Genomic DNA, 18,346 nt, shown 5'->3' with positions numbered 1-18,346 from the left:
CTCATCCCTGCACAAAGGCGTTTGTTACGGCACCAGCACCAAGACGGGCAAGGCAGGCGGCCACGGTTTCGCCGGATCGGCGGTTCCGGCGCGCCAGCGCAGCGATTCCTTCCATCCCGGCCTGAGCGTCCGCAATCACCGTGCCGGCTGCTTCCGGCGATCTGGCCGTAGCGTCTAGCGCGATTCCCGCGCGCCCGTCATGGGTATCGAGCTCATGGTCATGAAGGCCATGGCCGATAAGGGTGAGGCCTGCCGGGGCGGGATGGGCGCAGCCTTTGGCGCAGCCTGAAACATGGAGCGTGAAGGAGCCGTCGAGTAAATCCGCATCATGTGCTGCGATGCGCTCGGCCAGTGCGCGCGTGGCGATCCGGCCGGAAGCGCAGGCCGGGGCACCCGGACAGGCGGCGATCGACAGGCGCGGGTCGTGCGCTTCGGTAATGAAGCCGAGAGAGGTGGCGGCATCGCGCAGGGTTTCGCAGGGGTCGAGGTTCATGCCGGGAAACAGCAGCGCGCGGGATGGGGCGGGGCGGATTTCGGCTGCGCCGAGCGCAATCGCGCCTTGCGCCAGAGCGATGATGTTTTCGGCCGCCATCGAGCCGAAGGGCAGGGCGATGCCGAGGGCGCATCTGCCGTCCACCAGCGGGAACGTGGCGATGGGAGTGCCTTTTGGCCGGGCTTGCAAATTACCCCTCTCTGGCCCGCCGGCCATCTCCTCCACAAGGGAGAAGACCGGAGTTTGAAAAGCGCTTTCGCCAGTCTCCGGCGCTGCAAATACGTAGCCGGCATTCAAGCCGCTTTTCTCCCTCCCTGTGGGAGAGATGGCCGGCAGGCCGGAGAGGAATATTCTCTCAGCGATATGCTGCGCGTCCAGATCGCGCGCCCTTGCCTCGTGGCCCAAGGTGGCGATGGCTTCGAGGATCAAGATGGTTGCGGCGCAGGCGTGTGCCTCGTCGACAAAGCCGAGTGGCCGGGCGCTCGCCGCAGTTCCGCCGATGGCAAGCTGCCATGCTGGCATGTCGCTGCACGCGGTGAGACGCACATCGGCCGATATGCGGTCCATCGGCACGCGGCTGCCGCCGTCGACCACCACGGAAACCTTCGGGCCAAGCCGCGCGCTGAGGCTGCCTTTTTCGATGGCCGCCCGGATTTCATTTGCCAGTGGACGGGGATCGGCGATTTCTTCGGCGTCGATGCCGGCCAGCGGACCGGTCTCCACCGGCACGCCGATGCGCACATCGATCTCCATCGCATCGACATCGCGGGCCAGCGCCTGCGCGGATTGCGGTGTGAGGCCGCGGATCTGGATCGAGCCGCGCGCCGTCACCTCGACGATGCCGTTGCCGTGGCGCAGGGCCGATTCGCAGAGTCCGATCAGTGCCTTGGGCGATAATCCTCCAGCAACGGTGTTGAGGCGGGCGAGCAGGCCGTCGCCGGTCTGCATGGGCGTGGAGAGCGCGGGGCACGCGCCGCGTCTGGCGAAGGCGTTCATGCCGCCACCTGCCGTGCCTCGGCAATGAGGGCCGCAAGGTCGTCGTCTATCGCGTTGCGCAGCGGGTGCCACAGGCCGCGCCGGCGGGCGGAGAGAAAACGCTCGGCGATCAGCGCCGCCGCCTCGCGGTTTTCGCGCAACAGAAAGGCACGCACGTTTTCATCGCCCAGATAGGCATCGTGAACGGCCTCGATCAGCGCGCCGGGAATCGCATGCGTGGTTTCAGCGAAGCCGATCAGGCGGTCCACGGTTTCCGCGAACTCGGAAGCGCCGCGCGGGCCGTGGCGCATCTGGCCGGCGATGAAGCGCGGGTTGATGGCGCGGGCGCGAACAACGCGGGAAACCGCCTCCGATACCGAACGCGGTTTCGGCTTTGCCGGATCGGTGGTGTCGAGCACGATGACGTCGGCATTGCGGCCGAGCGCTGCGAGGGCGGCCGAAAACCCGCCGATGAATGCGACATCGGCGGAGCCTTCGAGAATGTCGCGGCCGGGATCGTCGCCGGTGTGGACCAGCAGCTCGGCCTCCGAAAGGCGGTCCGCGAACGCGCCGGGCGCGGCCACGCCTTCGCCCTCGGCGCCGCCATAAGCGTGCGAGGCGCTGTCGAGATAGGCGCGGCCGATCTCCTCGCGGCTTTCCCAGTCGCCGCTGGCAAGCAGGCTTTCGATTCCCGCCCCATATGTGCCGGGCGAGGAGCCGAAGATGCGCGGCCCGATGCGGCCCTCAGTGCGGGCAAGGGCTGCCAGCGGGTTTTCGTCGTCGGTCTCGTCGCGGGCGGCGACTGCGCGCGCGGCGGCGTCGATCAGCGCGATCTGGGTCGGGAACATGTCGCGGAACAGACCGGAGATGCGCCAGGTGACATCGACGCGCGGGCGTCCGAGCACGGCCGGCGGCAGCACCTCGATGCCGGTGACGCGGCCGGTGGCGGCGTCCCATTGCGGGCGGCAGCCCATCAGCGCCAGACCCTGCGCGATTTCCTCGCCGCCGGTGCGCAACGAGGCCGAGCCCCACAGGTCGATGACCAGCGCGCGCGGCCAGTCGCCATGGCTTTGCAGATAGGTCGTCACCACCTCTCCGGCCGCGGCCTTGCCAAGATCGTAGGCGGTGGGCGTTGGCATCGTGCGCGGATCGGCGGTGAACAGGTTGCGGCCGGTGGGCAGCACATCGGTGCGGCCGCGCGCTGGGGCGCCGGACGGGCCGGCGGTGACGTGGCGGCCATCGAGCGCGGCGAGAAGACCGGATTTTTCGGCTTGAGCGCTTTGCAGGCGCAGCGAATTGGTTTCGTCAGCCGGAGCGCGGCCATAGATGTGCAAGCCGTCCTTGATGGCGAAATCCTTGAGGTCGCACAGCCAGGCATCGATGCGGCGCAGCGCCTCGTCGGGCGCATCGGTGGTTGTCACCCCGGCCTCGACGGCAAGCCCGGTCTCTGCGGCCGTTTCCACGATCAGCTTCGCCAGCCGGTCGCGACGGCGGCGGTCGAGGCCGTCGGCCTGCGCATATTCGTCCACCAGCCTCTCCAGCTTCTGCTGATGGTCGTCCAGTCCGGCGCTGGTGAGCGGCGGCGGCAGATGGCCGAGCGTGACGGCAGAAATGCGCCGCTTGGCCTGCGCCGCCTCGCCGGGATTGGAGACGATGAACGGATAGACGACCGGCAGCGGGCCGGTGACGATCTCGGGGAAACAGCTTTCGCTGAGCGCCACCGTCTTGCCCGGCAGCCATTCCAGCGTGCCGTGTGCGCCGACATGGACGATGGCGTGGGCGTCGAGCACCTTTTGCATCCACAGCCCGAAGGCGACCAGTTCGTGGCGCGGGGGCAGGGTGGGGTCGTGGTAATCGGACCGGCGGTCTTCCGAGCGGCCGCGATCCGGTGCGAGGGCGACGGTGACGTTACCGAAACTGACGGCGCGGAAGGTGAAGCCGGGTCCGGCGGGTTCGTTCCATGCGCCGGTTACGGCCTCGCGTGCCTCGGCGGGCAGGTTGGCAAAGCGCGTCCTGTAATCACCGGCCGCAATGCCGTGGCCGCCACGGTCGACCAGGTCAAGAAGCGTGCGCGGCGATTGGGGAATCCGGTCAACGACATAGCCGGCGTCCTTCAGGTCATGCAGCATGGCGAGCACGCTGTTCGGCACATCGAGACCCACCGCATAGCCGGTGCGGCCGGGCGCGCTTGGGTAGTCGGGGATCAGGATGACAATACGCCGTTCGGCCGGCGGCGTGGAGCGAAGGCGCAGGAAGACGGAAAGCCGCCGCGCCACCTGCGCGATGCGATCGGGTACCGGCTGGTTGACGTTGGCGCGCAGGCCGAGTGCGGCATCCGCCTCCGCCTCCGCCTTGAAGGAGATCGCGCCGGCCATGATGCGCCCGTCGAGTTCGGGCAGCACGGCGTGCATGGCGAGGTCGGCGGGTGCAAGGCCGCGCTGGCCGCTTTCCCATGCCTCGCGCTTCGTCGTGGCGACGACCACCTGAAACACCGGAATGCCGGTGCGGTCGAACAGCGTTTCCGCACCCGGTTCGGCTCCGGAGGCGAAGGCCGTGGCGGTGATGAGGGCGGAGGGTTTTAGCGCCGTGATTGCCTGCCCGACGAAGCCGAGAGAGGCGGCGTCTTTCAGGCTGGAGACGAAGACAGGCACCGCCGCGATGCCGGTGCGGCGCAGTTCCACCGTCAGCGCATCGATGGGGGCGATGTCGTTCGCCAGCAGCATGGAACGGTAGAAGAGAATCGGCACGACGGAAGCAGATTTGTCGTGCGCGAGTTGCGGCCTTTCGACAACGCCTGTTCCGGGCTCGTAGTAGCCGGCTCGCGGCACCGGCGTGGGAGCCGGGGCGTCGGCCTCATGGCCGGCCAGCCTTGCCAGACGGTGCACCAGCGCCTGCATGTTGGCCGGGCCGCCCTCGCGAAAATAGCCCAGCAGCAGGGAAAGTTCCTCGCGGGGCAGGGTGGAAGCCTGCGCCAGCCGCTCGTCGTCGTCGCGGCATTCGCCGGGCAGCAGCGCCAGCCTGATGCCTTTGGCGCGGGCGATGGCGGAAAGCTGGTCGCAGCCATAGCGCCACCAGTCATAGCCGCCCAGAAGCCGCACCAGAATGACCTTTGCGTGGCTGGCGACGCTGTCCACCCACAGATCGACTGACATGGGGTGGCGCAGATCGCGCAGGGCCGCCAGACGCATGGAGGGCAGGCGATCCGCGTCGGCTTTCCACGCGGAGGCCAAGGCGGCCAGATCGCTGTCGGTAAAGGACAGCGCCACCACCTCGCCCGGCGTCTGGCGCAGGTCGACCGGCTCGATGACGTCATCGAGCGAGGCGGAGGTGGTGGTCAGGATGTGCATCGTTCAATCCTGATGAGCGGCGCGCCTGCCGTATTCAGCCCGCCAGAATCTTCTCGATGGCCGGCTGGTCGAGACCTTTCAGGCCAATCACCACCAGCCGCGAACGGCGCTCGTCCTGCGCCGTCCAGGCGCGATCATAATAATGATTGACGCGCGGACCAACAGCCTGAACCAGCAGGCGCATCGGCTTGCCCACCACCTCCACGAAACCCTTGACGCGCAGTACGTCCTGCTGCTCCGCGGCGGCGGCGATGCGGCGGGCGAGGTCCTCGGGATCGGTGACGGAAGCGATGTCGACGATAAAGGTGTCGAAATCGTCGTGCTCGTGATCGCCGACGCCGTCATGATGCGATTTGCGGTTTTCGATGTCGTCCTCGACCGCGAGGCCGAGGCCGAGCAGGATCGACGGATCGACCTTGCCGTGCTCGGACGGAACCACCTTCACCGCCGGCCCGATATGGGCATCGACGATGCTGCGGGCGCGATCCGCGCCAGCTTCGTCGAGCAGGTCGTTCTTGGACAGGATGATGAGGTCGGCGCAGGCCACCTGATCCTCGAAGACCTCTTCGATCGGGTCGTCATGGTCGAGCGACTCGTCTTCCGCGCGCTGGGCGGCAAGCGCGTCCATGTCGGAGGCGACCTTGCCCTCGGCAAGGGCCGGGCCATCGACCACGGCAATGACGCCGTCCACGGTGACGCGGCTTTTCACCGTCGGCCACTGGAAGGCCTGCACCAGCGGCTTCGGCAAAGCGAGGCCGGAAGTCTCGATCAGGATGTGGTCGACCTTAGGCGTGCGCGACAGGATCTGGTCGAGCGCCGGCACGAAATCGTCGGCAACGGTGCAGCAGATACAGCCATTTGCCAGTTCGACGATGTTTTCCTCGGGGCAGGTGTCGATGCCGCAGCCTTTCAGGATTTCGCCATCGACGCCGACATCGCCGAATTCGTTGACGATGAGGGCGAGGCGCTTGCCTGCGGATTGTTCGAGCAGGTTGCGGATCAGCGTGGTCTTGCCGGCGCCGAGGAAGCCGGTGACGACGGTGCAGGGCACGCGGGTGGCGTTTGCGGTCATGATTGGTCCTTCAGAAGGGTGAGGGGAGGAATGCGCGCGACAAGGCCGCGCTTGAGCGAATCGGGGCGGCCGCGCCACGGAATTTTTCCGTCCCCGGCGCTGGCCAGCTGGCAGGCGCCGGTCACCAGATCGGCGCCGCTGTCTTCTGCGAGATCGCCGAAGACGTAGCTCCATGCGCCGTCATGCAGGATGGAGGCGCTGAGGCGGCGCTTGCAGTTGCCGAGGCATTCCACCGTGCGCACCGCGACCGGCTGGCCGGCGGCGGCGCGGCGCGTGTCCTCGGCGAGCTTCTCACCGGCGCGCGGATGCGCATCCGAGCCGCTGGCGTCGCGACAGGAAATGCAGACGATGATCGTGGTGTCGCTGGTCCGGTTGCCGGACTGGCCGGTTTCGCAGGCGGCGGGATTGCGGTCCAAAATACGCTCCTTGCCCGGGACACCCGCCAGGCTTGCGGCTTTTCTCGTTCAGACGGCAGGTCTCCTGGCTTGCGGGTCATCGCCCTGATGCCGCCTTCCCGGGGATAACCCAGTGGCTGCCGGCAAGGGCTCGTCGCTTACAGTTGCGGGCACAGCCGCGGAGTCGGGAAAAATCCCCCACCGCGTTCCCTCTTAGCTCCCCTTCTTTGAAAGAGGAGACCGTCGCGGGGATTTAGGCTTGGGCGGGTCGCACTGTCAACGCGCGGCGATGGCGGCCAGCGCAGGTCCGAGGCTGCCGGCCGGGGTGATTTCCATGCGATCGAGTTGCAGCCACTGGCGCATCTGGCCCAGCTCTTCGCAAAGTGCGGCTGCGGTTTCGGGCGGTGCGTCGGGTTCGGCATAGGCGGCATGGACGCGCAGAATGCCGGCGGGTCGGTCCGCTTTCAGATCGACACGTGCGACAATCCTGTCGCCCAGCAAAAAGGGCAGGACATAATAGCCATATTGCCGCTTTTCGGCCGGCGTGTAGATCTCGATCCGGTAGCGGAAGCCGAACAGGCTTTCGGTGCGGTCGCGTTCGAACACCAGCGGGTCGAAGGGGGCGAGCAGGGTGCGGGCCTCGATCCTGCGTGGCAGACGCGCGTCGCGGTGCAGATAGGCTTGCCTGCTCCATCCTTTGACGGTGACGGGAATCAATTCCCCTTCCTCGACAAGATCAGCGATGAGCGGTGCGGTCTCGGTCGCGGCAAGTCGAAAGTAATCGCGCAGGCAGGTGGCGGTGGCGATGCCATGGGCGCGCGCGGAAATGCGCAGCAATTCGCGCTGGGCATCCGCCGGAGAGGGAACCGGCAGGTCGAGGACTGCCCGGGGCAGAACGCGTTCTGGCAGATCGTAGACCCGCTCGAACCCGCGCCTGTGGGCGGTGGTGATTCTTCCCGCCCAGAACAGCCACTCAAAGGCCATCTTTGCTTCGCTCCAGCCCCACCAGCCGCCGGAGCCCTTGTCGCCGTCCATGTCGGAGGCGGCGAGTGGGCCGCGTGTTTCAACTTCGCGAAATATCTCCGCGATGAAATCCACGCGCTCGCGGCCGAACCTGGCCAGTCCGCGATACATCTCCTCGCCGCGCTCCGCCCTTTCCATGCGCCATCGCAGCAGCGGATAGGTCTCCAGCGGCAGCAGCGAGGCCTCATGCGCCCAGTATTCGAAAAGCTGGCGCTTCGCTCCCGGACGGGCCGCGTCGTCGAGCAGCGAAAGCGGGTAGGGGCCAAGCCGCGAATAGAGCGGCATGTAGTGCGCCCGCACCACGGCGCTGACCGAGTCGATCTGGAAAAGTGCGGTGCGGGAAACGACACGGGAGACGTGTCGGCGGTCGGGTGCACTTTTTGCGCGAGGCGCGCCGAAGCCCTGCGCGGCCAGCGCAATGCGTCGTGCAAGGGCAGGGGAAATGGTTTCCTTCATATGATCCAAGCCTATCTGGAGTCATGGTTTACGGCAGCCCGATTCCTGCACGCTACCAGCTAAACCCCGGGAATACTGTCAGGACTAAAAGTGGAGTAAAAAGTGAAGGAAATCAAAGATGATCAGTTTTGTCGCAGATAGTGTGCAGTGCAGCGTTTTGAACAAGGTTTGACTTGCTTCGGCCATCCGCCTGCGCTAACCCTCGCCGCGTTGCAGCATGGGGCCGAAGAGGTTCCAGGGCAAATCTGTCACGCTTCCGTAACAGGGCCGGCTGCGCTAGTCTCAGGCGGATCCGCCGCCAACGGAAAGTTGCAGCATGAACGAGTTGCTAAGTTCGTATCTGCCGATCGTCATCTTTATCGGCGTGGCACTGGTGATCGCACTGGCGCTGATCGTGGCTCCCTTCCTGGTGGCCTATCGCGACCCCGATCCTGAAAAGCTGTCGGCCTACGAGTGCGGTTTCAACTCGTTCGACGATGCCCGCATGAAGTTCGACATCCGCTTCTATCTGGTGTCGATCCTGTTCATCATCTTCGATCTGGAGGTGGCGTTCCTGTTCCCGTGGGCGGTTTCGTTCGGCGATATCGGCATGCTCGGTTTCTGGTCGATGATGGTGTTCCTTGGCGTTCTCACCATCGGCTTCATATATGAGTGGAAGAAAGGGGCGCTGGAATGGGATTGATCAGCAATTCCGGCACGCTCGTCGCGCCGCAGCCTAAGGGTATCCTCGATCCGCGTACCGGAAAGCCGGTCGGTTCGGATGATCCTTTCTTCATCGGCATCAACGACGAGCTGGCCGACAAGGGCTTTCTGGTCACTTCGACCGAGGCTCTCATCACATGGGCGCGCACCGGCTCGCTGATGTACATGACCTTCGGTCTGGCCTGCTGTGCGGTGGAGATGATCCACACCGCCATGCCGCATTACGACAGTGAACGCTTCGGCGTCGCGCCGCGCGCTTCGCCGCGCCAGTCCGACATCATGATCGTGGCCGGCACGCTCACCAACAAGATGGCCCCGGCGCTGCGCAAGGTCTACGACCAGATGCCGGAGCCGCGCTATGTGATCTCCATGGGCTCCTGCGCCAATGGCGGCGGCTACTATCACTATTCCTATTCGGTGGTTCGCGGCTGCGACCGCATCGTGCCGGTCGATATCTACATACCGGGCTGCCCGCCCACAGCCGAGGCGCTGCTCTACGGTATTCTTCTCCTGCAGAAGAAGATCCGGCGCACGGGTACGATCGAGCGGTGATGAAATATGAGTGAAGCACTCACAGAGCTTGCCGCCCACATCGCATCGAGGGCTGGTGTCGAGGTCCTGCACAGCGAGCTTGCCTATGGCGAGCTGACGATCACCGTCGCGCCGGCAGACATCGTGAAGATTTCGCGCTTCCTGCGCGATGACGAATCCTGCAGCTTCGTGTCGATCATCGACGTGTCGGGTGCGGATTACCCGGCGCGCGCCAACCGCTTCGATGTGAATTATCATCTGTTGTCGCCGCGTCGGAATCTGCGCATCCGCGTCAAGGTTCACGCGAACGAAGAGACCATCGTGCCTTCCGTCACCGAGGTGTGGCCGGGCGCAGACTGGTATGAGCGCGAAACCTACGATCTTTATGGCGTGCTGTTCTCCGGTCATCCGGATCTGCGCCGCATCCTCACCGATTACGGTTTCGAGGGACATCCGCTGCGCAAGGACTTCCCGCTGACCGGCTTTGTCGAGGTTCGCTATGACGACGAGGCCAAGCGCGTCGTTTACGAGCCGGTGGAGCTGAAGCAGGAGTTCCGCAATTTCGACTTCCTCTCGCCCTGGGAAGGCACCGACTATGTGCTGCCCGGCGATGAAAAGGTGAAGCAGTAAATGGCTGAAACCTCCGTCCGCAATTTCAACATCAACTTCGGCCCTCAGCATCCGGCGGCGCACGGCGTTCTGCGCCTCGTTCTGGAGCTGGATGGCGAGGTGGTCGATCGCGTCGATCCGCATATCGGGCTTTTGCATCGCGGCACCGAGAAGCTGATGGAGCACAAGACCTATCTGCAGGCCGTGCCCTATCTCGACCGCCTCGACTACTGCGCCCCGATGAATCAGGAGCACGCCTTCGCGCTGGCCGCGGAGCGTCTTTTGGGCATCGAAGTGCCGAGGCGTGGCCAACTGATCCGCGTGCTCTACTCCGAAATCGGCCGCATCATGTCGCACATCCTCAATGTGACGACGCAGGCCATGGACGTTGGCGCGCTCACCCCTCCGCTGTGGGGCTTCGCCGAGCGCGAGAAGCTGATGGTGTTCTACGAGCGGGCCTCCGGCTCGCGCATGCATGCGGCTTATTTTCGGCCGGGTGGTGTGCATCAGGACCTGCCGCAGAAGCTGATCGAGGATATCGGCAACTGGATCGATCCGTTCCTGAAAACCATCGACAATCTGGATGCGCTTTTGACGCCCAACCGGATCTTCAAGCAGCGTAACGTCGACATCGGCGTGGTGTCGCTTGAGGATGCATGGGCCTGGGGTTTCTCCGGCGTCATGGTTCGCGGTTCGGGTGCGGCATGGGATCTGCGCAAGTCGCAGCCTTACGAGTGCTATTCCGAGATGGAATTCGACATTCCGATCGGCAAGAACGGCGATAATTTCGACCGCTATCTCATCCGCATGGAAGAGATGCGCCAGTCGGCGCGGATCATGCGCCAGTGCGTCGACCTGCTGCTGGGCAAGGAGAGCACGGGTCCCGTCTCCAATCTGGATGGCAAGGTGGTTCCGCCCAAGCGCGGTGAGATGAAGCGCTCGATGGAAGCGCTCATCCATCACTTCAAGCTCTACACCGAAGGCTACAAGGTTCCGGCCGGCGAGGTTTACGCCGCCGTCGAGGCGCCCAAGGGTGAGTTCGGCGTCTATCTGGTGTCGAACGGCACGAACAAGCCGTATCGCTGCAAGCTGCGCGCGCCGGGCTTTGCCCATCTGCAAGCCATGGATTTCCTGTGCAAGGGCTACATGCTCGCCGACGTTGCAGCCATCCTCGGCTCCCTCGACATCGTGTTTGGTGAGGTCGACCGCTAATGAGTGTCCGCCGTCTCGCAGAAGCCAGCGTCCAGCCAGCGGCATTCTCCTTCAACGAGGAGTTTGCTGCGGCCGCGCAGAAATGGATCGCAAAGTACCCGGAAGGCCGGCAGCAGTCGGCCATCATCCCGCTGCTCATGCTCGCACAGGAGCAGGATGGCTGGGTGACGAAGGCCGCGATCGAAAATATCTGCGATATGCTGGGCATGCCCTATATTCGCGGGCTTGAGGTCGCCACTTTCTACACCCAGTTCCAGCTCAAGCCGATCGGAACGCGCGCCCATATTCAGGTGTGCGGCACCACGCCCTGCATGCTGCGCGGCGCGGGCGAGCTGATGGATGTGTGCCGCTCGAAGATTCATCACGAGCAGTTACATCCCAATGCCGACGGCACGCTGTCATGGGAAGAGGTTGAGTGCCAGGGCGCCTGCGTGAACGCGCCCATGGTCATGATCTTCAAGGATTCCTACGAGGATCTGACGCCGGAGCGTCTGGCCGAGATCATCGATGAGTTCGAGGCGGGCAGGGGCGATTCCGTGCCAACAGGGCCGCAGACCGACCGTTATTTCTCCGCGCCGGCTGGTGGTTTCACGGCCCTGACCGATGAGAAAGCGATTCTGAAATCGACCCGCGATCGCGAGGCGAAGGCTGCTGCCGGAGCTGCCGCGTCCGCAGAGGTTCCGCCCTCCAATGCCGCCCGGCCGAAGACCGATGCGCCCGAGACCAGCCCGGATCTGAAGACGCCGGCGGAAGTCAAGGCATCACCTGCGGGCGAAAAGGCTGCAAGCGTTGCCGCACCTGCTGGAAACGTATCTGCAAAGCCGGCAAAACCATCGCTGGACGACAAGAACCGGCCCGCCGGCATCGCCCGCCCTGCGGCGGTTGACGATCTGAAACTCATCTCCGGCGTCGGACCGAAGAACGAGCAGGTACTGCATGAGCTTGGCATTTTCACTTTCGCGCAGGTCGCGGCGTGGAAGAAGGCCGAGCGCGAATGGGTTGACGGCTATCTGAACTTCCATGGCCGTATTGAGCGCGAGGACTGGGTCAAGCAGGCCAAGGCGCTCGCCAAGGGTGGCGTGGACGAATATGTCCGCGTCTTCGGCAAGAAGCCGGTTTGAGGGAAGAACGATGCTTCAGGACAAGGATCGCATCTTTACCAATATCTACGGTCGCTTCGACAGATCGCTGGCGGGCGCGATGTCGCGCGGTTGCTGGGATGGCACCAAGGGCATCATCGAAAAGGGCCGCGACTGGATCATCAACGAGATGAAGGCGTCGGGACTGCGCGGCCGTGGCGGCGCGGGCTTCCCGACAGGCATGAAATGGTCGTTCATGCCCAAGGTCAGCGATGGCCGTCCGAGCTATCTCGTTGTCAATGCCGACGAATCCGAGCCCGGCACCTGCAAGGACCGCGACATTCTGCGTCACGATCCGCACACGCTGGTCGAGGGCTGCCTGCTGGCTGGTTTTGCCATGGGCGCGGTGGCCGCCTACATCTATGTGCGCGGCGAGTTCATGCGCGAGCGTGAAGCGCTGCAGCGCGCCATCGACGAGGCCTATGATGCTAAGCTCATCGGCAGGAACAACAAGAACGGCTACGATTTCGACATCTACGTTCACCATGGCGCAGGCGCCTATATCTGCGGCGAGGAAACAGCGTTGCTCGAAAGCCTTGAAGGCAAGAAGGGCCAGCCGCGCCTGAAGCCGCCGTTCCCGGCGAATATGGGCCTCTATGGCTGTCCGACGACGGTCAACAACGTGGAATCCATCGCCGTTGCACCGACCATTCTGCGCCGGGGTGCTGCGTGGTTCTCGTCCTTCGGGCGTCCGAACAATGTTGGCACCAAGCTGTTCATGCTGGTCGGCCACGTCAACACGCCCTGCACGGTCGAGGAAGAGATGGGCACCACCTTCCGCGAACTGGTGGAGAAACATGGCGGCGGCATTCGCGGCGGCTGGGACAATCTGCTGGCGGTCATTCCCGGCGGCGCATCGTGCCCGGTGGTCAAGGCCGAGGATATCATCGACTGCCCGATGGATTTCGATGGCCTGCGCGAGCGCAAGTCCTCCTTCGGCACGGCGGCCATGATCATCATGGATAAGTCGACCGATATCGTGAAGGCGATCGCGCGGCTTTCCTACTTCTTCAAGCACGAGAGCTGCGGCCAGTGCACGCCATGCCGCGAGGGCACGGGCTGGATGTGGCGGGTGATGGAGCGGCTGGTGCGCGGCGAGGCGCAGAAGAGCGAGATCGACATGCTGCTTGACGTCACCAAGCAGATCGAGGGTCATACCATCTGTGCGCTGGGCGATGCGGCGGCATGGCCGGTGCAGGGCCTGATCCGCAATTTCCGCCCGGAAATCGAGCGGCGTATCGACGAATTCACCCGCAACTCCCACCGGGTCGAGCCGGTTCTGGTCGCGGCGGAATAAGCGACTGCCGCGCTGAAAGACGACAAGGCAGGAACGGAAAGGAAACCGGAACGCAGCCAGACGGCAGGAGCAGGCACAGGCCTGAAACCCTGCCGGTGCAGACCGATTTGAAAAGCTTCGAGGCAATGCAGAACAACGCACCACAGATGATACCGAGCGATATGACCAGCGCCGTGAATCTGCTCGTCCATCCGGCGGCCGGAATGGCGGCTGCGTCGGCGCTTGGGCTGGGTCTGGCCAGTCAGGCTTTCGGGATCTGGCTTGGCGCGTTCAATGGTGCGAGCGAGGTTTCCCAGAAGCTGTTCCAGTCCTTCGAGGATGCTTCCGGGCACGACGATGGCAGGGCGGCTGCGGGCAAAGCTGCACCGCGTCCGGCGAAGGTCCCTGCTGAACCGGCAAAGACGCATCAGCCGCAGGTGCTGGACAAGCCGTCCACCCCTGATGATCTGAAAGCGATCGCAGGTGTCGGACCCAAGCTTGAGATGGTCCTCAATGGCTATGGCATCTGGACTTACCGTCAGATTGCGGAATGGACGGATGCCGAGATCGCGTGGATGGACGACACGCTCGGTTTTCGCGGCCGCATCCGGCGCGACGACTGGGTCGGGCAGGCAGCGGCGCTGCAAGACGGGCAACGGGTAAAGTAAATCAAGGCAGGGCGCGGCTTCGATAGCGCCGGCAATGAAGATCGCGGCACGGCTGCGGGGTTGAGGCGAAATGGCAAAGCTCAAGGTCGACGGGAAAGAGATCGAGGTACCCGACCACTACACGCTGCTGCAGGCAGCGGAAGCGGCGGGCGCGGAAGTGCCGCGCTTCTGCTTCCATGAACGGCTGTCGATCGCCGGCAACTGCCGCATGTGTCTGGTCGAGGTGAAGGGCGGTCCGCCCAAGCCGCAGGCTTCGTGCGCCATGGGCGTGCGCGATCTGCGCCCCGGCCCGGAAGGCCAGCTTCCCGAGGTGTTCACCAACACGCCGATGGTCAAGAAGGCCCGCGAAGGCGTGATGGAGTTCCTGCTCATCAACCACCCGCTGGATTGCCCGATCTGCGATCAGGGCGGCGAGTGCGACCTGCAGGACCAGGCGATGGCCTTCGGCGTCGATTCCTCGCGTTTCCACGAGAACAAGCGCGCCGTCGAGGACAAATATATCGGTCCGCTGGTCAAGACGATCATGACGCGCTGCATTCACTGCACGCGCTGCGTGCGCTTCACCACGGAAGTGGCCGGCATTTCCGAGCTTGGCCTGATCGGCCGCGGCGAGGATGCCGAGATCACCACCTATCTCGAACAGGCGATGACCTCCGAAATGCAGGGCAACGTCATCGACCTGTGCCCGGTCGGTGCGCTGACCGCACGTCCCTACGCTTTCCAGGCGCGTCCGTGGGAACTGACCAAGACGGAATCCATCGACGTGATGGATGCGGTCGGCTCCGCCATCCGCGTCGACACGCGCGGTCGCGAGGTCATGCGCATTCTGCCGCGCATCAACGAGCAGGTGAACGAGGAGTGGATCTCCGACAAGACCCGCTTTATCTGGGATGGCCTGCGCACGCAGCGTCTCGACCGGCCCTATGTGCGCCGTGACGGCAAGCTGAGGCCGGCAAGCTGGGCCGAGGCCTTCGCCGCGATCCGCGACGCTGTTTCCGCGACCTCGCCCGAGCGCATCGGCGCGATTGCCGGCGACCTTGCGGCGGTTGAGGAAATGTATGCGCTGAAGCGCCTGATGACCTCGCTGGGTTCCGCCAACATCGACTGCCGTCAGGACGGCACGGCGCTCAATCCTGCACTCGGCCGCGCCAGCTACATCTTCAATCCGACGATCGAGGGCATCGAAGATGCTGATGCAATCCTCATCATCGGCGCCAATCCGCGCTTCGAGGCGTCGGTTCTGAACGCGCGTATCCGCAAGCGCTTCCGCGCCGGCCCGCTGCCGATCGGCGTCATCGGCGAGTTCGGCGATCTGCGCTATGATTATGAAGCGCTCGGCGCCGGTCCCGAGACGCTCAAGGATATCGCCGACGGCAATGGCAGCTTCTTCGAGGCGCTGAAGAAGGCCGAGCGTCCGCTGATCATCGTGGGGCAGGGCGCTCTTGTGCGCGCCGATGGTGCTGCCGTGCTCGGTCTGGCTGCGAAACTGGCGACGGCGGTGGATGCCGTCGGGCCCGAATGGAACGGCTTTGCCGTGCTGCACCATGCTGCCGCACGTGTCGGCGGCCTCGACATCGGTTTCGTGCCGGGCGAGGGCGGCCGGGACACCGCTTCCATGCTGGACAGCACGGACGTGCTGTTCCTGCTCGGCGCCGACGAGATCGAGATGGACAAGGTGAAGGCCGGGTTCGTGGTGTATGTCGGCACGCATGGCGATGCCGGCGCCCACCGCGCCGACGTCATCCTGCCGGCTTCGGCCTATACCGAGAAGTCGGGCACCTATGTGAACACCGAAGGCCGCGTGCAGCAGACCAGCCGTGCCGGTTTCGCGCCGGGCGATGCCCGCGAGGACTGGGCGATCTTCCGTGCGCTTTCCGATGTTCTGGGCCACAGGCTGCCGTTCGATTCGCTGGCGCAGTTGCGCAGCCAGCTCTATGGCGAGTTTCCGCATCTCGCCCGCATCGACCAGATCGAGACGGGCGCGGCGGAAGACATTGCCGCTGTTGCGAAGCTCGGCGGCAAGACCGACAAGGCCGGTTTCGTGTCGCCGGTGCGCGACTTCTACCTGACCAACCCGATCACGCGCGCCTCTGCCGTCATGGCCGAGTGCTCCGCGCTGGCGCAGGGCGGCTTCCAGCAGGCGGCGGAATAAGACATGGACGACAGCTTCTTCTCCTTCTACATCCTGCCGGCGCTGATCGTTCTGGCCAAGTCGCTGGCGCTGCTGGTCATTCTGCTGATCTTCGTGGCCTATATCCTCTATGCCGACCGCAAAATCTGGGCGGCCGTGCAGATGCGCCGCGGGCCGAACGTGGTCGGACCATGGGGTCTGCTTCAGGCCTTCGCCGACCTTCTGAAGTTCGTCTTCAAGGAGCCGGTGATTCCGGCCGGCGCCAACAAAGCGGTGTTCCTTCTGGCCCCGCTGGTGACGTCGGTTCTGGCCATGGCGACATGGGCCGTCATTCCGGTGAACGAAGGCTGGGCGGTCGCCAACATCAATGTCGGCATCCTTTACATTCTGGCGATTTCGGGCCTTGAAGTGTACGGCGTCATCATGGGCGGCTGGGCTTCGAACTCGAAATATCCGTTCCTCGGCGCGCTCCGCTCCGCCGCGCAGATGGTGTCCTATGAAGTCTCGATCGGCTTCGTCATCGTCACCGTGCTGCTGCTGGTCGGCTCGCTGAACCTGACCGACATCGTGATGGCGCAGCAGAGCGGCATCGGCACCTGGCTCGGGCTTTCCAACAGCTTCCTCGACTGGCACTGGCTGGCGCTGTTCCCGATGTTCATCATCTTCATCATCTCGGCGCTGGCAGAGACCAACCGTCCACCCTTCGACCTCGTCGAAGCGGAATCGGAGCTGGTCGCCGGCCACATGGTGGAGTATTCGTCGACGGCCTTCCTGCTGTTCTTCCTCGGTGAGTATGTGGCGATCGTGCTGATGTGCGCACTGACCACCATCCTCTTCCTCGGCGGCTGGCTGCCACCGTTCGACTTTGCGCCGTTCACCTGGGTTCCAGGCGTCATCTGGTTCGTCCTCAAGGTGTGCTTCGTGTTCTTCATCATCTCGATGGCCAAGGGCGTTCTTCCGCGTTACCGCTACGATCAGCTCATGCGGCTGGGCTGGAAGGTCTTCCTTCCGATCTCGCTGTTCATGGTCGTGGCCACGGCCGCTTTCCTCAAGCTGACGGGGCTTGCCTGATGTCTGCATTCGCTCAAGCGGCTAAGTCGCTGATTCTGAAAGATATCGTGGGTGGCTACTGGCTGGGCATCAAGAAGATGTTCGAGCCCAAGGAAACCATCAACTATCCGCACGAAAAGGGGATGATCAGCCCTCGCTTCCGCGGCGAGCATGCTCTGCGCCGCTATCCGAACGGCGAGGAGCGTTGCATCGCGTGCAAGCTGTGCGAGGCGATCTGCCCGGCGCAGGCCATCACCATCGAGGCCGGTCCGCGCCGCAATGACGGCACCCGCCGCACGGTGCGCTACGACATCGACATGGTGAAGTGCATCTATTGCGGCTTCTGCCAGGAAGCATGCCCGGTCGATGCCATCGTAGAAGGGCCGAATTTCGAATTCGCGACGGAAACGCGCGAAGAACTCTACTACGACAAGGACAAGCTGCTGGCCAACGGCGACCGCTGGGAGCGGGAGATCGCCCGCAACATGGCGCTGGACGCACCTTATCGTTAAGGGCAGCTGCCGGACGCGGTGTCCGGGCAGCGGCATTTGAGACATGGACGGGCCGCGATGGCTCGTCTAAGGAACACGCGATTTCATGACCGGAGGCGGCATGGAATCAGGATTTGGAAACCCGGGGGATCCCCATGCTTGAAGGACTAGAGGCGGCTTTCTTCTACCTCTTCGCCCTCGTCGCGGTCGCATCGGCCCTGATGGTTATTTCGTCGCGCAATCCGGTGCATTCGGTGCTGTTCCTGATCCTCGCATTCTTCAATGCGGCAGGGCTGTTCCTGCTGGCCGGAGCCGAGTTCCTGGCGCTGATCCTGCTTATCGTCTATGTGGGCGCGGTCATGGTGCTGTTCCTGTTCGTGGTCATGATGCTCGACGTCGATTTCGCCGAGTTCAAGCAGGGCGCACTGCGCTACGCGCCGATCGGCGCGCTGGTCGGGCTGATCTTCGCAGCCGAGTTGATAATCGTAACCGGCGGCTATGTGCTCTCTCCCGAGCTTGGGGCTTCCGTCGCGCGGCCGATCCCGGATATGGCTGAGCGCACCAATACGGCGGTTCTCGGCGATGTCCTCTACACGGATTACATCCATTTCTTCCAGATGGCCGGTCTCGTGCTGCTGGTCGCCATGGTCGGCGCCATCGTTCTGACGCTGCGCCACAAGCAGGGCGTCAAGCGGCAGTCGATTTCCGAGCAGGTCGGCCGCACACCGGAAACCTCCATCGAAGTACGCAAGGTCGAGACGGGGAAGGGCATCTGA

At 64.2% G+C, this 18,346-nt stretch carries 16 protein-coding genes and 1 riboswitch; of the genes, 11 read left to right on the top strand and 5 right to left on the bottom strand.

All coding sequences use genetic code 11. The features are described 5' to 3' along the window. Position 1: 1 nt before the first annotated feature. The 5 genes from cobG to MIC97_RS04635 form a co-directional block, all read right to left on the bottom strand. Positions 2 to 1,441 carry a precorrin-3B synthase gene (gene cobG / locus MIC97_RS04655; RefSeq protein WP_345773556.1) on the bottom strand — a complete coding sequence of 480 codons (1,440 nt, stop codon included), beginning with the start codon at positions 1,439 to 1,441 and terminating at the stop codon, positions 2 to 4. A gap of 44 nt (positions 1,442 to 1,485) precedes the next feature. After that, complete coding sequence (cobN, locus tag MIC97_RS04650) at positions 1,486 to 4,815, bottom strand: cobaltochelatase subunit CobN (RefSeq protein ID WP_239799051.1); 3,330 nt, start codon at positions 4,813 to 4,815, stop codon at positions 1,486 to 1,488. A gap of 34 nt (positions 4,816 to 4,849) precedes the next feature. After that, positions 4,850 to 5,887, bottom strand: a complete 1,038-nt coding sequence (cobW, locus tag MIC97_RS04645; RefSeq protein ID WP_239799050.1) for a cobalamin biosynthesis protein CobW — start codon at positions 5,885 to 5,887, stop codon at positions 4,850 to 4,852. Continuing rightward, positions 5,884 to 6,303, bottom strand: coding sequence for a DUF1636 family protein (locus MIC97_RS04640; protein ID WP_239799049.1), 420 nt, complete (start codon positions 6,301 to 6,303; stop codon positions 5,884 to 5,886). Before MIC97_RS04640 ends, cobW begins: the two co-directional genes overlap by 4 nt. Positions 6,304 to 6,339: 36 nt before the next feature. After that, a riboswitch (cobalamin riboswitch) is annotated at positions 6,340 to 6,542 on the bottom strand. Between the two features lie 16 nt (positions 6,543 to 6,558). Continuing rightward, positions 6,559 to 7,761: a winged helix-turn-helix domain-containing protein gene (locus tag MIC97_RS04635; RefSeq protein ID WP_239799048.1), complete on the bottom strand. Its 1,203-nt coding sequence runs from the start codon at positions 7,759 to 7,761 to the stop codon at positions 6,559 to 6,561. 316 nt (positions 7,762 to 8,077) lie between these two features. Between MIC97_RS04635 and MIC97_RS04630 the strand changes: the two genes are divergently transcribed. From MIC97_RS04630 to MIC97_RS04580, 11 genes are all read left to right on the top strand, one after another. Further along, positions 8,078 to 8,443, top strand: a complete 366-nt coding sequence (locus tag MIC97_RS04630) for an NADH-quinone oxidoreductase subunit A (RefSeq protein WP_183830936.1) — start codon at positions 8,078 to 8,080, stop codon at positions 8,441 to 8,443. After that, complete coding sequence (locus MIC97_RS04625) at positions 8,434 to 9,015, top strand: NADH-quinone oxidoreductase subunit B (protein WP_239799047.1); 582 nt, start codon at positions 8,434 to 8,436, stop codon at positions 9,013 to 9,015. Before MIC97_RS04630 ends, MIC97_RS04625 begins: the two co-directional genes overlap by 10 nt. 6 nt (positions 9,016 to 9,021) lie before the next feature. Next, a complete protein-coding gene (locus MIC97_RS04620) occupies positions 9,022 to 9,624 on the top strand; it encodes an NADH-quinone oxidoreductase subunit C (RefSeq protein ID WP_239799046.1) in 603 nt (200 codons plus the stop codon). Then, the gene (locus MIC97_RS04615) at positions 9,625 to 10,815 is read left to right on the top strand and encodes an NADH-quinone oxidoreductase subunit D (protein ID WP_239799045.1); all 1,191 of its coding nucleotides are present in this window, start codon (positions 9,625 to 9,627) and stop codon (positions 10,813 to 10,815) included. Then, the gene (locus tag MIC97_RS04610) at positions 10,815 to 11,936 is read left to right on the top strand and encodes an NADH-quinone oxidoreductase subunit E (RefSeq protein WP_239799044.1); all 1,122 of its coding nucleotides are present in this window, start codon (positions 10,815 to 10,817) and stop codon (positions 11,934 to 11,936) included. The genes MIC97_RS04615 and MIC97_RS04610 overlap by 1 nt, the downstream gene beginning before the upstream one ends. A gap of 10 nt (positions 11,937 to 11,946) precedes the next feature. Further along, the gene (gene nuoF / locus MIC97_RS04605) at positions 11,947 to 13,251 is read left to right on the top strand and encodes an NADH-quinone oxidoreductase subunit NuoF (RefSeq protein WP_239799043.1); all 1,305 of its coding nucleotides are present in this window, start codon (positions 11,947 to 11,949) and stop codon (positions 13,249 to 13,251) included. Between the two features lie 161 nt (positions 13,252 to 13,412). Then, positions 13,413 to 13,898 carry an NADH-ubiquinone dehydrogenase gene (locus tag MIC97_RS04600; RefSeq protein WP_239799042.1) on the top strand — a complete coding sequence of 162 codons (486 nt, stop codon included), beginning with the start codon at positions 13,413 to 13,415 and terminating at the stop codon, positions 13,896 to 13,898. A gap of 70 nt (positions 13,899 to 13,968) precedes the next feature. Further along, entirely contained in the window at positions 13,969 to 16,050 is a 2,082-nt protein-coding gene (gene nuoG, locus MIC97_RS04595) for an NADH-quinone oxidoreductase subunit NuoG (RefSeq protein ID WP_239799041.1), read from the top strand. 3 nt (positions 16,051 to 16,053) lie between these two features. Further along, complete coding sequence (gene nuoH / locus MIC97_RS04590; RefSeq protein ID WP_183830921.1) at positions 16,054 to 17,100, top strand: NADH-quinone oxidoreductase subunit NuoH; 1,047 nt, start codon at positions 16,054 to 16,056, stop codon at positions 17,098 to 17,100. Next, entirely contained in the window at positions 17,100 to 17,591 is a 492-nt protein-coding gene (nuoI, locus tag MIC97_RS04585) for an NADH-quinone oxidoreductase subunit NuoI (RefSeq protein WP_183830919.1), read from the top strand. The genes nuoH and nuoI overlap by 1 nt, the downstream gene beginning before the upstream one ends. A gap of 134 nt (positions 17,592 to 17,725) precedes the next feature. After that, a complete protein-coding gene (locus MIC97_RS04580) occupies positions 17,726 to 18,346 on the top strand; it encodes an NADH-quinone oxidoreductase subunit J (RefSeq protein ID WP_183830917.1) in 621 nt (206 codons plus the stop codon).

The organism is Aquamicrobium sp. NLF2-7 (genome assembly GCF_022359935.1).
Classification (GTDB): Bacteria; Pseudomonadota; Alphaproteobacteria; order Rhizobiales; family Rhizobiaceae; genus Mesorhizobium; species Mesorhizobium lusatiense.
Note: the sequence above shows the minus strand (reverse complement) of the source record. Positions and strands in the feature narration are given on the sequence as shown.

Bases quoted from the DNA above. Each gene is read 5' to 3' on its own strand.
- cobG (WP_345773556.1), bottom strand. From the start codon at position 1,441: ATGCAGACCGGCGACGGCCTGCTCGCCCGCCTCAACACCGTTGCTGGA.
- cobN (WP_239799051.1), bottom strand. From the start codon at position 4,815: ATGCACATCCTGACCACCACCTCCGCCTCGCTCGATGACGTCATCGAG.
- cobW (WP_239799050.1), bottom strand. From the start codon at position 5,887: ATGACCGCAAACGCCACCCGCGTGCCCTGCACCGTCGTCACCGGCTTC.
- MIC97_RS04635 (WP_239799048.1), bottom strand. From the start codon at position 7,761: ATGAAGGAAACCATTTCCCCTGCCCTTGCACGACGCATTGCGCTGGCC.
- MIC97_RS04630 (WP_183830936.1), top strand. From the start codon at position 8,078: ATGAACGAGTTGCTAAGTTCGTATCTGCCGATCGTCATCTTTATCGGC.
- MIC97_RS04625 (WP_239799047.1), top strand. From the start codon at position 8,434: ATGGGATTGATCAGCAATTCCGGCACGCTCGTCGCGCCGCAGCCTAAG.
- MIC97_RS04620 (WP_239799046.1), top strand. From the start codon at position 9,022: ATGAGTGAAGCACTCACAGAGCTTGCCGCCCACATCGCATCGAGGGCT.
- MIC97_RS04615 (WP_239799045.1), top strand. From the start codon at position 9,625: ATGGCTGAAACCTCCGTCCGCAATTTCAACATCAACTTCGGCCCTCAG.
- MIC97_RS04610 (WP_239799044.1), top strand. From the start codon at position 10,815: ATGAGTGTCCGCCGTCTCGCAGAAGCCAGCGTCCAGCCAGCGGCATTC.
- nuoF (WP_239799043.1), top strand. From the start codon at position 11,947: ATGCTTCAGGACAAGGATCGCATCTTTACCAATATCTACGGTCGCTTC.
- MIC97_RS04600 (WP_239799042.1), top strand. From the start codon at position 13,413: ATGACCAGCGCCGTGAATCTGCTCGTCCATCCGGCGGCCGGAATGGCG.
- nuoG (WP_239799041.1), top strand. From the start codon at position 13,969: ATGGCAAAGCTCAAGGTCGACGGGAAAGAGATCGAGGTACCCGACCAC.
- nuoH (WP_183830921.1), top strand. From the start codon at position 16,054: ATGGACGACAGCTTCTTCTCCTTCTACATCCTGCCGGCGCTGATCGTT.
- nuoI (WP_183830919.1), top strand. From the start codon at position 17,100: ATGTCTGCATTCGCTCAAGCGGCTAAGTCGCTGATTCTGAAAGATATC.
- MIC97_RS04580 (WP_183830917.1), top strand. From the start codon at position 17,726: ATGCTTGAAGGACTAGAGGCGGCTTTCTTCTACCTCTTCGCCCTCGTC.